Below are 15,316 nucleotides of genomic sequence, written 5' to 3'. Positions count from 1 at the left end.
CCTGGCCTACGGCGCCAGCGTGGACCCCGATGCGTGCCGGGTGCAGGCCGCGCGGCTCAAGGAATCGCTGGCGATCGTCCCGGTGTCGGTCGCGCTGCACCATGCGGCGATGCTGTGCGCGGAGGCCACGGGCGACGACGCGGCCGCTGACCGCGAGCTTGCCGCCGTCGGCGCCCTCGCCGGCGCGGCGCTGGCTTCCGGGTTCGAGTCGGAGGATCCGCGTCCGATCCGCATCGCGCATCCCGTCGACGCCATCGCGCTCCTGCGCGTGGCCGACCTCGAGACGGCGTACGCGTACCACCGCGCCTACTCGCCGGGTCGCGGCATGCCGTACACCATCGTCGGCTGGAACCCCGAGCTGCAAGTCGAGCGGCACCTGACCTTCGACTACGTCGATACCGCGGCAACGATCAACCGCAACGACATCTACTCGGGCTTCCCCGTGGACCGGGTCGTGATCGGCCGCACCTTCCGCGACCAGTTCGCTTCCCTGGGCGAGGTCGCGGCGGTCGATGCCAAGGCCCTGCACGATGCGATCCTCCTTCCGCGCGGGAGCAAGGCGCGCGTGGACGCTTTCCGTCCTGCCGCGGCGCTGGGCGGGACGCTCGCCACCGTGTCCTGGATCGTGTCCTGCACCCTGTTCCCGTTCGACGGCTGCAGCGATGGCCTGGTCGATGCGGTGCTGCCGCATGCGGAAGCCCGCCACGCCATGGCGATGGTGCATCTGGCAATGCTCTACGAGTCCGGCCTCGGCGTGGCCCGCGACTCCGGGGCCGCCGAAGCGCTGGTCGACGCGGCCGATGCGCGCTGGCCGGAATACGCTGCGTCGGTGGAGTTCGCATCGACATGGCGGGGCGCGCACCCGGACGAGGCGTATCCGGAATGGCTGCGGCAACGCCTGGAGGCCGGCGAAGCCGCCGGCAGCACCGATGCGCGCGTCGCCCTGGCGCGGGGCAGGATCGCGGCCGATGCCGAAACGGTGCTGGATGCCGCGGATATCGCGGCGTTCGCTGCCGAACGCAGCAACGGCAACGGTAGCGGCGCCAGCGACCTCGCCGACTACTACGCCCTGAGGGGCGACACGAAGGCGAAGTTCGAGTGGAACCGCAAGGCCGCCGAATACGGCAATGCGGCAGCGCAAGCCAACGTGGCATACGAACTGCTGCATGGGGACGCGGCCAACCGCGACGAGGCAGAAGGCCTGCGCCTGATGCGCGAAGCCGCCCAGGGCGGCAACGCATGGGCGCAGCGCTACATGGCATACCGCGCCGAAGACGAGGGGAAATGGGCCGATGCCAGGAACTGGCTGCTGGGCAGCGTGCTGGCGTACGACGTGGAAAGCGTGCTCGAACTGGCGCGGTTGATGGAATGGGAGCGGCCCGGTGCGGGTGGAACCGTGGCCGAGGCGATCGAAAGCTACCGCAACGTGGCCGAGGCCGGGATCGATCGGCACTCCGCCGAGGCGCGCCGCCGGCTCGCGTCCATGGCTGCCGATGGCCGCGGCATGGACAAGGACCCGAAGCAGGCCGAAGCCTGGCTGCGCGAGGATGCGGAGGCCGGCGACATGGCCTCCGCGGCGATGCTCGGCCTGGGATATCTCCGCGGCACGATCGGCGATGGTGACGGCGACGAGGCAAAAGGGCGCGCGCTGGTGGGCGAGGCGATTGCCGCCGGCGAGCAGGTGCACGCCGACTTCGGCTACTGGCTGTTCTATGGCAAGGCGGATCCGGCATCGAAGCAGGAGGCGCTGGAAGTCTGGCGTCGCGGCGTAGAGAAGGAGGAACTGGGCTCCCGGAACAATCTCGCCTGGGTGCTGTGCACCTCGCCCGATCCCGAGGTCGTGGATCCTGAGGCCGGCGTCGTCCTGGCCGACGGCATGCAGCAGGAAGGCATCAGCGCGGGCACGCTCGATACCGTGGCGGCCTGCCATGCGGCGACGGGCGATTTCGAAGGGGCGGTATCCATGCAGCAGAAGGCACTGGACATGGTCCTGGCCGTAAGCGACAAGGACGCTGATTCGGCGCCGTTCCGCGAACGCCTGGCGCTGTATCGTGCCGGCAAGCCGTACCTCGAAACCGTAGTGCACTGACGAAAGCGAGCAGATGAGCGACCACCGCCGCCGAACCCGCATCCTGGCCACCCTTGGCCCGGCCACCGATCCGCCGGGCATGCTCGATGCGCTGCTGCGCGCCGGCGTCGACGTGGTCCGCCTGAACTTCTCGCATGGCGACCCGGATGCCCAGCGCGCCCGCGCCCAGGCGGTGCGCGAAGCGGCGGGCCGGGTGGGCGTGGAAGTAGGCATCCTCGCCGACCTGCCCGGGCCCAAGCTGCGCATCGAACGCTTCGCCCAAGGCAAAGTGCAACTTCAGGCCGGTGCGCGCTTCGACCTCGTGGCCAGCGCCGACGCACCTGCCGGCAACGAACGCGAAGTCGGCATCAGCTATCTCGGCCTGCCGCGCGACGTGCGCGCCGGCGACACCCTGCTGCTCGACGACGGCCTGGTGCAATTGCGCGTCGAGCGCGTGGAAGGCGAACGCATCGTCACCAGCGTGCTGAACGACGCCGCCCTCTCCGACCGCAAGGGGCTCAACCGGCTCGGCGGCGGCCTGTCGCTGGGTGCGCTGACCGACACCGATCGCGAACTGATCGGCGTGGCCGCCGACATCGGCGTGGACTTCATCGCGGTGTCGTTCTGCCGCAATGCCGCCGACATGGAGGAGGCGAGGCGCATCGCCCGCGAGCATGGCAGCGATGCCGGCGTGTGCGCCAAGATCGAGCGCGCCGAGGCCATCGCCAACCTGGCCGAGATCATCGACGCATCCGACGTGGTGATGGTCGCCCGTGGCGACCTGGGCGTGGAGATCGGCGACGCCGAGTTGCCGGGCCTGCAGAAGAAGATCATCCGCGAATCGCTGGCGCGCTCGAAGGTGGTGATCACCGCGACCCAGATGCTGCAGTCCATGGTCGACAGCCCCATCCCGACGCGCGCCGAAGTGCTGGACGTGGCCAACGCGGTGATCGACGGCACGGACGCGGTGATGCTGTCGCAGGAAACCGCCGCCGGCAACTTCCCGCTCAAGGCGGTGGAGGCGATGGCGCGGATCTGCGTCGGTGCCGAGAAGCAGTTCGAGATGGATACCGATTTCGAGAAGGCGCAGCGCGACCTGCAGCGCGCCGACCAGGCGATCGCGATGGCGGCGATGTTCCTGTCCGAGCACATCGGCGTGCGTGCGATCGTGGCCATGACCGAATCCGGCGGCACTGCCCGCTACCTGTCGCGGTTCCGCTCCAACGTGCCGATCTACGGCCTGTCCCGGCATGCCGGGGCGCGGCGCAAGATGGCCCTGGTCCGCGATGTCTTCCCGGTGGCCTTCGACAGCCGTGGCCTGGCCACCCGCGAGGCCGCGCGCGAGGCGGTCAAGGCGCTGTTCGACGCCGGCCTGCTGGCCGAGGACGACCGGGTGGTGCTGACCAGCGGCGACCACATGGAGCACCACGGCGCGACCAATACCCTGCGCCTGCTGGAAGTCGGGCCCGGCGGCGCCGCGCACGGCCTCGGCGAGATCTGAACGGACCGGACGGTGCGGGGAAAACCCCTGCCCCGCAGGCTATAATTGGCGTTTTCCAGCCGCCTCCGGGATGACATGAGCATCGAACAGCTTGCCGAAACCGCCCGTGCCATGGTTGCGCCGGGCAAGGGCATCATCGCCATCGACGAATCCACCGGCACCATCGCCAAGCGTTTCGCCGGCGTAGGCGTCGAGAACAGCGAAGAGAACCGACGCGCCTACCGCGAGATGCTGCTGACCACGCCCGGCCTGGGCGAGCACATCTCCGGCGCCATCCTGTTCGACGAAACCCTGCGCCAGTCCACCGCGGCGGGCGTGCCGTTCGCGAAGGTGATGCAGGAGAACGGCATCATCCCGGGCATCAAGGTCGACAAGGGCACCCACCCGCTGGCCGGCTTCCCCGGCGAGGTCGTCACCGAGGGCCTCGACGGCCTGCGCGACCGCCTCAAGGAGTACTACGCCCTGGGCGCGCGCTTCGCCAAGTGGCGCGCGGTGATCAACATCGGCGAGGACGTGCCGTCGGGTACCTGCATCGAGGCCAACAGCCACGCGCTGGCGCGCTACGCCGCGCTGTGCCAGGAGCAGGGCCTGGTGCCGATGGTCGAGCCGGAAGTGCTGATGGACGGCGACCACGACATCGAGACCTGCTTCGAGGTCACCGAGGTCGTGCTGCGCTCGCTGTTCGACGCGCTGTTCAACCAGAACGTGATGCTCGAGGGCACCATCCTCAAGGCGTCGATGGTGGTGTCGGGCAAGGACTGCGACGAGCAGGCCAGCGTCGACGAGGTCGCCGAGTCGACCCTGATGTGCCTGAAGTCCTCGGTGCCGGCGATCCTGCCGGGCATCGTGTTCCTGTCCGGCGGCCAGTCCGACGAGGACGCCACCGCGCACCTGGACGCGATGAACCGCATGGGCCCGAACCCGTGGCCGCTGAGCTTCAGCTACGGCCGCGCGATGCAGTCGGCCGCGCTGAAGATCTGGTCCGGGGACATCAAGGCCAACGTGGCCAAGGCCCAGGCCATGGTCCTGGAGCGCGCGCGCGACAACGGCCTGGCCGCGCAGGGCCGCTGGTCCCGCGGCTGATCGGCCCGCGCTGGTCCGCCTCGCCGAGCCGGGCCTAGAGCCCGGCCAGCCACGCGTCGTCGGAGCCTTCGACGACGTCCTCGAACAGGAACGTGGACAGGTAGCGCTCCCCGGTATCGGGCAGCATCGCCAGGATGACGTCGCCAGGCCTGGCCGACTTCGCCACTTCCAGCGCCGCGGCGATCGTCGCGCCCGACGATAGGCCGGCGAAGATCCCTTCCTCGCGCGCCAGCCGGCGCGCCGTGTCGCGCGCGACCACGTCGTCGACCTTGACGATGTCGCCGACGATGTCGCGGTTGAGCACCGCCGGGATGAAGTCCGGCGTCCAGCCCTGGATCTTGTGCGGCACGAACTGGCCACCGCTCAGCAGGGCAGCGCCCGCCGGTTCGCAGGCGGTCACCTTGACCTCGGGGCGGGCCGCGCGCAGCACCTCGGCCACGCCGGTGAGGGTGCCGCCGGTGCCCCAGCCGCTGACGAAATGGTCGAGCCTGCGACCTGCGTAGTCGCGCAGGATCTCCGCCGCCGTGGTCTGGCGGTGGTAGGCCGGATTGGCCGGGTTCTCGAACTGGCTGGCCAGGAACCAGCCGTGCTGCTTCGCCAGTTCGGCTGCCTTGCGGACCATGCCGGTACCGCGCTCGGCGGCCGGGGTCAGGATCACGCGGGCGCCGTAGGCGCGCATCAGCTTGCGCCGCTCGATCGAGAAGCTGTCGCTCATCACCGCCACGAACGGATAGCCGCGCGCCGCGCAGACCATGGCCAGGGCCACGCCGGTATTGCCGGAGGTCGCCTCGACCACGGTGTCGCCGGGCTTGAGCACGCCGCGCGCCTCGGCGTCGAGGATGATCGCCAGCGCCAGACGGTCCTTGACCGAACCGCCGGGATTGAAGGCTTCGACCTTGGCGTGCAACTCGATGCCGGGCGGCGCCAGTCGCTGCAGGCGCACCACGGGGGTGCGGCCGATCGTGTCCAGGATGCTGTCGTGGATGGCCATGGGGGGAAGCCTTTCGCGGTCCGGGCCGGCGAGTGTAACGCCCGCGGGCAGCATCGGTTGACAGCCTCCGGGCAGGCCTGACGGCAGGGGCTTTGTCACCCCCGGCTGGTTACACTCGGGCGTTCCCGACGCCATGCCCCTGCCAATGTCCCGTTCGCGCCTGCTGCTGCCCGTTTTCCTGGTTTCGATGTCCCTGCTTGCCGCCTGCGGTTCCGACGGCGCCGCCGGGAACGGCCAGGGCGACCGCACCGTCTCGGTGACTACCGCCGTGGTCCAGCCGCAGCCGTTCAACGACACCCTGCAGGCGATCGGCACCGCCAGCGCGCACGAATCGGTGGTCGTCACCGCGAAGGTCAGCGAGACCGTGCAGCAGGTCCACTTCGACAGCGGGGACATCGTCGCCAAGGGTGCGGTCCTGGTCACGCTGTCCGGCCAGCAGCAGCAGGCGTCGCTGGCGGAGGCGCAGGCCGCCGCCAACGAGGCGGAGCGGCTGTACAAGCGCCAGTCCGAACTCGCCGCGCAGCAGCTGATCGCGCGCTCGCAGCTCGACAGCCAGCGGGCCGCCCGCGATGCCGCCGTCGCGCGCGTCGCGCAGGTAAGGGCGCAACTGGGCGACCGCACCATCCGCGCGCCCTTCGCCGGCGTGCTCGGCATCCGCCAGGTCAGCCCGGGCGCGCTGGTCACGCCGGGCACCCCGATCGCCACGCTCGACAACCTGAGGCAGGTGTACGTGGACTTCCCGGTGCCCGAGGGCGCGCTCGCCCAGGTTGCGCCGGGCCAACGCGTGCGCGGCCGCAGCGAAGCGTTCCCGGGCCGGGTGTTCGAGGGCACGGTGCAGACCATCGACGCGCGCCTGGATCCGGCCACGCGGGCGGTGGTGGTGCGCGCGGATTTTCCCAACCCGGAGCGTGAACTGCGCCCGGGCATGCTGGTCACCGTCGAGGTCGAGCGTCCGGAGCGCCAGGCGTTGCTGGTGCCGGAAATCGCCGTGGTCCAGGTGGGGCAGACCTCCTTCGTCTACCGGGTGAAGGAAGACGGCAGCGTCGAGCAGGCGCGGGTGGCGGTCGGCGCGCGCCGTGCCGGCCAGGCCGAGATCGTGGAAGGCATCGAGCCGGGCGACCGGATCGTGGTCGACGGCACCGGCAAGCTGCGGCCGGGCGACAGGATTGCCGAGGCCGGCGCCGCGGATGCAAGCGAGGGCTGAGCCATGAAGCTGTCGGACGTTTCCATCCAGCGGCCGGTGTTTGCGACGGTGATGAGCCTGCTGCTGATGGTGCTGGGCATCATGGCGTTTTCGCGCCTGACCCTGCGCGAGCTGCCGGCGATCGACCCGCCGATCGTCTCGGTGGACGTGAACTATCCCGGCGCCTCGGCGGCCGTGGTCGAGACCCGCATCACCCAAGTGCTCGAGGACGCGCTGTCCGGCATCGAGGGCATCGAGACGATCCAGTCGCGCAGCCGCAACGGCCGGTCGTCGGTATCGCTGGAGTTCACCCTGAGCCGCGACATCGAGGCCGCCGCCAACGACGTGCGCGATGCGATCAGCGGCGTCGCCGACCGCCTGCCGGACGAGGCCGACGCACCCGAGGTGGAGAAGGCCGACAGCGATTCGGACACCATCATCTGGCTCAACATGAGCTCGACCACGATGGACACGCTGGAGCTGTCGGACTACGCCGACCGCTACGTGGTCGACCGCCTGTCGAGCCTGGAAGGCGTGGCCCAGGTGCGCATCGGCGGGCGCCAGCGCTACGCCATGCGCGTATGGCTCGACGGCGCGGCCATGGCCGCGCGCGGCATCACCCCCGGCGACGTAGAGGCCGCCCTGCGCGCGGAGAACGTCGAGCTGCCTGCGGGCCGCATCGAATCGGGGACGCGCGACTTCACCCTGCGCGTGGAGCGCAACTACACCGAGCCCAAGGACTTCGCCCGCGTGCCTCTGCGCGAGGGCGCCGACGGCTACATCGTGCGCCTGGGCGACGTGGCCCAGGTCGAGTTGGCCTCGGCCGAGCGCCGCGCCTACTACCACAGCAACGGCCAGCCCAACATCGGCCTGGGCATCATCAAGACCTCGACCGCGAACGCGCTGGACGTGACCCGCGCAGCGCGCGCCGCCGCGGCCGAGATCCAGAAGTCGCTGCCGGCCGGCACCGAGATCTTCGTCGCCTTCGACGACACCGTGTTCATCGAGGCCTCGATCAAGCGCGTGTACTGGACCCTGGGCGAGGCGATCGCGCTGGTGCTGCTGGTGATCTGGCTGTTCCTGGGCAGCTTCCGCGCGGCGATGATCCCGGCGCTCACGGTGCCGGTGTGCCTGCTGGCCGCCTTCATCCCGCTGTACCTGTTCGGCTACTCGATCAACCTGCTGACCCTGCTCGCGCTGGTGCTGTCCATCGGCCTGGTGGTGGACGATGCGATCGTGGTGCTGGAGAACATCCAGCGCCGCGTCGACCTCGGCGAGCCGCGGCTGCTCGCTGCGGTGCGCGGTACGCGCCAGGTCGCGTTCGCGGTGATCGCCACCACGACGGTGCTCGTGGCGGTGTTCCTGCCGGTCGGTTTCATGGAGGGCAACACCGGACGCCTGTTCCGCGAACTGTCGGTGGCGCTGGCCGGCGCGGTCGCGCTGTCGGCCTTCGTTGCGTTGACGCTGACGCCGATGATGTCGTCGAAGCTGATCCGGCCGCACGCGCAGGAGAAGCAGACCCGCGTGCATCGCTGGACCAACGCCGGGCTTGCACGCGTGGCCGATGGCTATCGCCGGTCGCTGGCTGTTTCGCTCGGCCATCCATGGATCGTGGGCGGCTTGTTCCTCCTCGCCGGGGCACTCGCATTCGGCCTGTTCAAGCTGGTGCCCTCGGAACTGGCGCCGGCCGAGGATCGCGGCGCGTTCTTCGTCTCCATCGAAGGCCCCGAAGGTGCCGGCTTCGACTACACCGTCGGCCAGATCCGCGAGGTCGAGAAGATCTTCGCGCGGCGGGTGGGCGAGGGTGGCGCCATCCGCCGCTACAACACCCGCGCCCCCGGTGGCTGGGGCGCGAGCGAGGAAATGCACAGCGGCAACGTGATCGTGTTCCTGCAGGACTGGGACAAGCGCGACCAGACCACCGCCGAGGTCGCAGACTCGCTGCGCGCGGAACTGGGCGCATTGCCGGGCGTGCGCGCCTCGCCGCGCGTGGGCGGCGGCCTGGTCGGCAGCCGCGGCCAGCCGGTGCAGATCGTCCTCGGCGGCCCCGAGTACTCCGAGATCGCCGAGTGGCGCGACATCGTGATGCAGCGCCTGGAAGGCAACCCCGGTTTCTTCTCGGTCGATTCGGACTACAAGGAAACGCGCCCGCAGATGCGCGTGCACATCGACCGCCAGCGGGCTTCCGACATCGGCGTCAGCGTCACCGACATCGGCCGCGCGCTGGAAACGATGATGGGCGGGCGCCAGGTGACGACGTTCGTCCAGGACGGCGAGGAGTACGACGTGATCGTGCAGGCCGGCCGTGCCGGCCGCGCGTCGCCGGCCGACCTGAACGCGGTGCAGGTGCGTTCGCGCAATGGCGACCTGGTGCCGCTGTCCAACCTGGTGACGATGAGCGAGCTGGCCGAGGCCGGCAGCCTCAACCGCTTCAACCGACTGCGCGCGATCACCATCAGCGCCGGCCTGTCGCCGGGCTACACCATGGGCGAGGCGCTGGAATTCATCAATACCGTGGTCCGCGAGGAGCTGCCCGATTACGCCCAGGTCGACTGGAAGGGCGAGTCGCGCGAGTACCAGAAGGCCGGCGGCGCGGTCCTGCTGACCTTCACCCTCGCGCTGCTGGTGGTGTACCTGGTGCTTGCCGCCCAGTTCGAGAGCTTCATCCATCCGCTGGTGATCATGCTGACGGTGCCGCTGGGCGTGCTCGGCGCGCTGATCGGCCTGTGGATCACCGGTGGCACGCTCAACCTGTTCTCGCAGATCGGCATCGTCATGCTGGTCGGCCTGGCGGCCAAGAACGGCATCCTGATCGTGGAGTTCGCCAACCAGCTGCGCGACGCGGGCCGCAGCATCCGCGAGGCGATCATCGAATCGGCCGGCGTGCGCCTGCGCCCGATCCTGATGACCTCGATCGCGACCATGGTCGGCGCGGTACCCCTGGTCGCCGCCGGCGGCCCCGGCTCGGCCAGCCGCGCCACGATCGGCGTGGTGGTGATCTTCGGCGTCGGCTTCTCGACCTTGCTGTCGCTGTTCGTGGTGCCGGTGTTCTATGCGCTGCTGGCGCCGTATACGCGCTCGCCCAAGGCGCTCGAGCACCAGGTGCGCGAACTCGAAGCCACGGTGCGCCCGGTCGAGAGCGAGGCGTGAAGGACGAGCAGCGCCTGTACGGCATCAACGCGGTGCGCGCGGCCTTCGCGCGCCGGCCGCAGGCGCTACGCAAGCTCTACCTGGACGAAGCCAGGATCCCGCAGCTGCAGCCGCTTCTGAAATGGTGCGTCGCCAACCGCATCGGCTACCGCGTGGTCGCCGACGAAGACCTGCGCAGGTTGGCCGCCAGCAGCCACCATGAGGGCGTCGTCGCCGACATGCTGCGCGAAGAGCCGCAGCCGCTCACCGGCTGGCTGCGTGACCTCGGCGACGGTCCGCAATGCGCGCTGTGGCTGGACGGTGTCGGCAACCCGCACAACCTCGGCGCGGTCCTGCGCTCGGCCGCCCACTTCGGCATCGCCGCCATCCTGCTGCCCAAGCATTCCACGCTCGCGCTGTCCGGCGCCGCCGCCCGGGTGGCCGAAGGCGGCGCCGAAGCCGTGCCCTTCGTGCGCCTGGGCCGCGACGACAACGCCATCGCCCAGCTCCACGGCGCCGGCTTCAAGCTCGCCGCGACCGTGGTCCGCGGTGGCGAAAACCTCTTCGCGGCAACCTTGCCGCAGCGCCTCGTCTACGTCCTCGGCGCCGAAGGCGAAGGGATGACCGCCGATCTCGCCGCATCCTGCGACTTCCAGCTCTCTATCGCCGGTACAGGCGCGGTGGAAAGCCTGAACGTGTCAGCCGCCGCCGCGATACTGCTGGCAGAATGGTTTCGCCAATTTGGATCGGGGTTCGCAAGATAAGAGATGGCGCGTCCAATCTTGTGCGATGCAGCGTGCGGGCTGCGCCTGGATGGTATACAGACTGGTACCGCCAAGGATGAGATTTCGTCAAGGAAAAGACGATGCGCGCGCCAGGTTATCTCGTACTCTTTGTTGGGAGCTTCCTGGTAGGCGCTCCCGCCCCTGCTCTGGCCGTGATGCATGTCGAATGCGGCGTGGCGACCACTTGCGTCACCGACACGACTACAGGCACAAGGCACTGCAAGAGTATGCAGTACTGCTGGCCGGTGGTTGAGTTCAGTCCTGGTCCTGTTTGGATGACCGGGCCGATCAGCGGGAAGCCCGGCGTCAAGATTCCTGTGCGTCCCACGGACGTCAATGCTGATGGTGCAATGGATTGCTGGAAGAATGTGACCAGCAATGCTTCGATCTCCTCTGGCTTTCCATACAGAAACGACGGGTCGACCCCGCATCAAGGAGTCGACATCGTCTCTGGCACCGCAAACTATGGACGTGGCGCTCCGGTTTTCTCGTTAGGCGCTGGCTATGTTGTCCAGGCTGGCTACAGCGACGCCAATGGAAACTATGTTCGCGTCGCTCAAGGGGACGGCAACACTGTCACCTATATCCACCTGTTGAATAGGTCGGTGGGTACCAATACGGAGGTTGGCGTAGGCACAAAGATTGGGGAGATGAATTGCACCGGATATTGTGGGGGAGGGCCAGAAAGTCCCAACCATGGAAAGATCAGTAGCACACACGTACATATCCAGGTGAAGCGCACGGATGATTCAACGGCCTACTTGGATGCAGTAGATCTGTATGGCGGCGAAAGTTGCGCAGCCGCTGATGTTCCGCCTGGGCCACCGCCGCCGGAAGAGCCTTGTAATCCGATTCCAGAACTCCGCAACAACGATCAGGCCAATCGTCAGGTTCAGCATTGCTTGATTTCAGGAGGGTCGCAATGAGCGGATTCATCTCGACTGTTTCGATTTTCGTAGCTTCGGCGGCGCTATTTTCTGGGATTGCGCTGGCCGGGGCGGATCAACATGCATCTATCCCCAATACCAGCGGCGGCGTGTTCATCAGCTGCCAGAACCCAATCAGCGTGGTCACCATCGCAAGGGCGCCCGATGGCACACGGGTATCCCAGGCAGGGCCGTCAGGGTTTGCCTGGCAACACCGTTTGCCCCCGATGAACAGTGAATACGATCAGTATTACGTCGCACCGGATGGTTCAGCGGCGGTCGTTGCCTTATCGCAAGGTGTCGGGAATGTCTATCTCGTATCGCAGCGACAAACTCCTACTGTCCTGCGTGGAGCAATCGCAGCGGTCGACTTTCAAGGCCCGCTGGCGATGATCGTCCATACCGACCGTCCGAATGGACCCTACAACGTCAGCATCTATCGGGTGGGCTCGGGAGACCTGGTCGGCAACACTTCGTTTGCTCGCCCGAACTGGGAGGATTTCCGGCAATTCACGGTGCGACTTTCGGGAGACGGCAGGTTCTACTACTATCTGGACGATATGCAGCGGCTGCAGTTGCGCGACGCGGTCACCGGAAAGCCTGTATTCCTGGATGCGCAGTTGCCGCAGGGCATTGAGGATGTGTTGCTGCGTACCCGCAACAGCGGCTACCTCATTGCATCCGGAAAGCTTCTTGCAATCGTGGGTGGCGATGCAGAGGAAATCCAGACGCCACTGCTGCCGCTCAACCTCGTCGAGTCGACCGATCCATCGATCCAGCCAGTGAACTTCCATTTTGGCTGGGGAGTCCGGGATGTCGCATCAGGGGAATGGCTGGCGCTGGGAAGGGACGGCGAGATCATTACCGCCGGACATGGCATGGCTGCAGTACTGGAGTCGCAGAATGGCCGCGTCCAGGTATACGACCTGTCCGGGAAGTCGCGGTTGTTGCGAAGCGTGGCCGTCGACACCCGAGGCGGTAGACGGCCGATGTGCGCCAACGGCTATGGCGCAATGACGTACCGGGATGGCCAGTTCATATGGCGCCGGGCGAAGTAGGGCAGCTCTTGGAAGGGCATTTTCAGCCACGGATGAACACGGATAAACACGGATAGAGCGAAAGCCAAAAAAGGAATGGGTCCACGCGCATGTCGTTCCGGTTACCCGGCAACCACACGCGCGTGAACCCACTCTGCCCTTGCTCTGGCTTTATCCGTGTTTATCCGTGTTCATCCGTGGCCAAAAAGCCTTTGATGTTCGCGATCACCAGCTCGGCGTGTGGGCACGCTCGGGGGAGCTGCCGAAGTCGCCTTCCGCCGAAGCTGCGAGATAGGTGAACACGGTGTACGCCGCGACATTCTGCGCCAGCACCTTCGGGTCGATCTTGTCGAGGGTGTCGTCCTCGGTGTGGTGCAGGTCGAAGTAGTCGGTGCCGTCGTGGCCCAGCCACGCCCACGCGGCGCCGGCCCACGTGTAGGGCAGGATGTCGGACTCCGCGCTGCCTTGGCCCGGCATCCATTCCACGCCCAGCGGCGCCAGCGCGCCGGCGATCTGCTCGATCGCGCCCTTGGCGTGGTCGGCCACGCCCGCGTCGAAGCCGTAGATGCGACCGGCACCGAAGTCGCTTTCGGCCAGGATCGCGTGCTTCACCAGTTCGTCGGTGTGCGCCCTGGCGTAGGCGAAGCCGCCGTGCAGGCCCTGCTCCTCGTTGGCGAAGGCGACGACGCGGATGCTGCGCGCCGGACGCTGCGGCGCCGCGGCGATCAGCTTCGCCGCCGCCATGGTGATGCCGATGCCGGCGGCATCGTCGATGGCGCCGGTGCCCACGTCCCAGGAATCCAGGTGCCCGGCGATCAGCACGACTTCATCGGGGCGGCTGGCGCCGGTGATCTCGCCGATGACGTTCTGCGAGGTGTATTCGCCGTTCCAGCCGCAGTCCAGGGACACGCGGATGCGGGTGGAAGGATCCAGCGCGAGCAGGCGCGCCAGCTGGTCGGCATCGGGATTGCTCAGCGCGGCCGACGGAATCGGCGTCAGTCCTTCAGCGAAGCGCGTGCCGCCGGTGTGGGCGACGCGATGGTTGTCGGTTCCGGCCGAACGCATGACGTATGCGGCAGCGCCGGCACGGATGGCGGCCGACGGGCCGCCGCCACGGATGCGGCTGGCCATGCCGTAGCCGCTGCCGTCCTGCTTGCGTTCCATGCGGTAGTCGATGAAGGCGATCTTGCCCTTGAGCGAGCCGGGCTCGGCCTTCTCCAGCGATTCCAGGTCCGGGAAGCGCACCACCTGGCCTTCGACGGTGCCGCCGGGGCTGCCGCCGAGCGCGATCACCACCAACTTCTGCGAATGCGGCCCCAGCACTTCGGCGCTCTGGCCGCGACGCTCCCACTTGGGGAAGGTGACCGGCTCGGTCCACACGCGGTCGAAACCCAGCTCCTCGAACTTGGCCTTTGCCCAGGCCACCGCGCGCGCGTCGCCCTCGCTGCCGGCCATGCGCGGCCCGACTTCGGTGGTCAGCGATTCGGTGACCTTCCAGCCGGTGTCGTCGGCGAGCGCGGTTTCGCGCAGCTGCGCGGCGGTGTCGAGCGCGGCCTGCGGGATGCGGGTGGGCTGTTGTGCCGCGGCGGGCAGCGAAACGAGCAGGGCAAGCAACAGCGGCGCAAGGCGCATGGCGGGCTCCGACTTCAGGGAAACCCCGAGCTTAGCGCCCGGGGAGCGGGCGCAGCTGTGCCTCAAGTCATGCCGCCGCGCTCAGCGCTTCAGGGAGTCGCGGATCTCGCGCAACAGCAGCACTTCCTCGGGCGGCGCGGCGGGCGCGGCCTCGGCGCGCTGGTGCATGCGGTTGTAGGCCTTCAGGAACAGGAAGATCACCAGGGCGATCAGGACGAAGTCGATCGCGGTCTGGATCAGCAGGCCGTACTGCACCGCGACCTCGGCCACTTCCGCGCCTGCCGCATCGACCGATGCCGGCTTGATCACGTACTTCCAGTCCGAGACGCTGACGCCGCCGAGCAGCACGCCCACCAGCGGCATCACGATGCCGTCGACCAATGCGGTCACGATCTTGCCGAACGCGGCGCCGATGACCACGCCGACCGCCAGGTCGACGACGTTGCCGCGGGATATGAACGCCTTGAATTCGCTGACCATGCCCATCGTCAATCTCCCTCCGTCGGTGTGATCCTTCCCTCGAATTCAACCACGCCGTCGAGGCTGGCGCGAAAGCGGTCGCCCGGCTGCAGCGGGCCGACGCCGGCGGGCGTGCCCATGAACACCAGGTCGCCGGCGCGCAGCCGGAACAGCTTCGACAGTTCGTGCAGGATGTCGGCCACGTCCCAGATCAGGTCGCGCAGGCTGCCGTGCTGGCGGCGCTCGCCGTTGACCTCGAGCGTCAGGGTGCGTGCGTACAGGTCGCCGGCCGTGGCGGCCGGCACGATCGCGCTCATCGGCGCGGAGGAATCGAAGGCCTTGCCGATGTCCCACGGCAGGCCTTTGGCCTTGGCCTCGGCCTGCAGGTCGCGGCGGGTCAGGTCCAGGCCGACGCCGTAGCCGGCGACCAGGGCCATCGCGTCCTCGCGCCGCAGTTCGCCGCGCGGGCCGTCGCTGCCCAGCGCGACCACCAGCTCGACTTCGTGGTGCAGCTCGCGCGTG

The 15,316-nt window shown here is 68.3% G+C and carries 12 protein-coding genes; 8 read left to right on the top strand and 4 right to left on the bottom strand.

The window, feature by feature from the left end; translation table 11 throughout:
* From QAA18_RS08760 to QAA18_RS08750, 3 genes are all read left to right on the top strand, one after another.
* Positions 1-2,089 (top strand): hypothetical protein (locus QAA18_RS08760; RefSeq protein WP_279412552.1); only part of this gene is annotated, 2,089 nt, incomplete at its 5' end.
* 13 nt (positions 2,090-2,102) lie between these two features.
* Entirely contained in the window at positions 2,103-3,569 is a 1,467-nt protein-coding gene (gene pyk, locus QAA18_RS08755; RefSeq protein ID WP_279412551.1) for a pyruvate kinase, read from the top strand.
* 75 nt (positions 3,570-3,644) lie between these two features.
* Entirely contained in the window at positions 3,645-4,652 is a 1,008-nt protein-coding gene (locus tag QAA18_RS08750; protein WP_279412550.1) for a class I fructose-bisphosphate aldolase, read from the top strand.
* Positions 4,653-4,686: 34 nt separating this feature from the next.
* On the opposite strand, the gene cysK is transcribed toward QAA18_RS08750, so the two are convergent.
* Positions 4,687-5,643 (bottom strand): cysteine synthase A, encoded by a 957-nt coding sequence (gene cysK, locus QAA18_RS08745; RefSeq protein WP_279412549.1) that lies wholly within the window; start codon positions 5,641-5,643, stop codon positions 4,687-4,689.
* Between the two features lie 145 nt (positions 5,644-5,788).
* Here cysK and QAA18_RS08740 point away from each other — a divergent pair, with 145 nt between their 5' ends.
* The 5 genes from QAA18_RS08740 (at position 5,789) to QAA18_RS08720 (ending at position 12,724) form a co-directional block, all read left to right on the top strand.
* Positions 5,789-6,847: an efflux RND transporter periplasmic adaptor subunit gene (locus tag QAA18_RS08740; RefSeq protein WP_279412548.1), complete on the top strand. Its 1,059-nt coding sequence runs from the start codon at positions 5,789-5,791 to the stop codon at positions 6,845-6,847.
* A gap of 3 nt (positions 6,848-6,850) precedes the next feature.
* Entirely contained in the window at positions 6,851-9,976 is a 3,126-nt protein-coding gene (locus tag QAA18_RS08735; RefSeq protein WP_279412547.1) for an efflux RND transporter permease subunit, read from the top strand.
* The gene (locus QAA18_RS08730; protein ID WP_279412546.1) at positions 9,973-10,719 is read left to right on the top strand and encodes a TrmH family RNA methyltransferase; all 747 of its coding nucleotides are present in this window, start codon (positions 9,973-9,975) and stop codon (positions 10,717-10,719) included. The genes QAA18_RS08735 and QAA18_RS08730 overlap by 4 nt, the downstream gene beginning before the upstream one ends.
* 296 nt (positions 10,720-11,015) lie before the next feature.
* A complete protein-coding gene (locus tag QAA18_RS08725) occupies positions 11,016-11,666 on the top strand; it encodes a M23 family metallopeptidase (protein WP_279412545.1) in 651 nt (216 codons plus the stop codon).
* The gene (locus QAA18_RS08720) at positions 11,663-12,724 is read left to right on the top strand and encodes a hypothetical protein (protein WP_279412544.1); all 1,062 of its coding nucleotides are present in this window, start codon (positions 11,663-11,665) and stop codon (positions 12,722-12,724) included. Before QAA18_RS08725 ends, QAA18_RS08720 begins: the two co-directional genes overlap by 4 nt.
* Before the next feature lie 204 nt (positions 12,725-12,928).
* On the opposite strand, the gene QAA18_RS08715 is transcribed toward QAA18_RS08720, so the two are convergent.
* The 3 genes from QAA18_RS08715 to QAA18_RS08705 form a co-directional block, all read right to left on the bottom strand.
* A complete protein-coding gene (locus QAA18_RS08715; RefSeq protein WP_279412543.1) occupies positions 12,929-14,335 on the bottom strand; it encodes a M28 family peptidase in 1,407 nt (468 codons plus the stop codon).
* 81 nt (positions 14,336-14,416) lie between these two features.
* Positions 14,417-14,821: a large-conductance mechanosensitive channel protein MscL gene (gene mscL / locus QAA18_RS08710; RefSeq protein ID WP_279412542.1), complete on the bottom strand. Its 405-nt coding sequence runs from the start codon at positions 14,819-14,821 to the stop codon at positions 14,417-14,419.
* 2 nt (positions 14,822-14,823) lie between these two features.
* The coding region (locus tag QAA18_RS08705) for a fumarylacetoacetate hydrolase family protein (protein ID WP_279412541.1) at positions 14,824-15,316 on the bottom strand (493 nt) is incomplete at its 5' end.

The sequence above is a fragment of the Luteimonas sp. 8-5 genome, assembly GCF_029763755.1.
Lineage (GTDB): Bacteria > Pseudomonadota > Gammaproteobacteria > Xanthomonadales > Xanthomonadaceae > Cognatiluteimonas.
The sequence above is the reverse complement of the archived record's forward strand: the minus strand, read 5'-3'. Positions and strand labels throughout refer to the sequence as shown.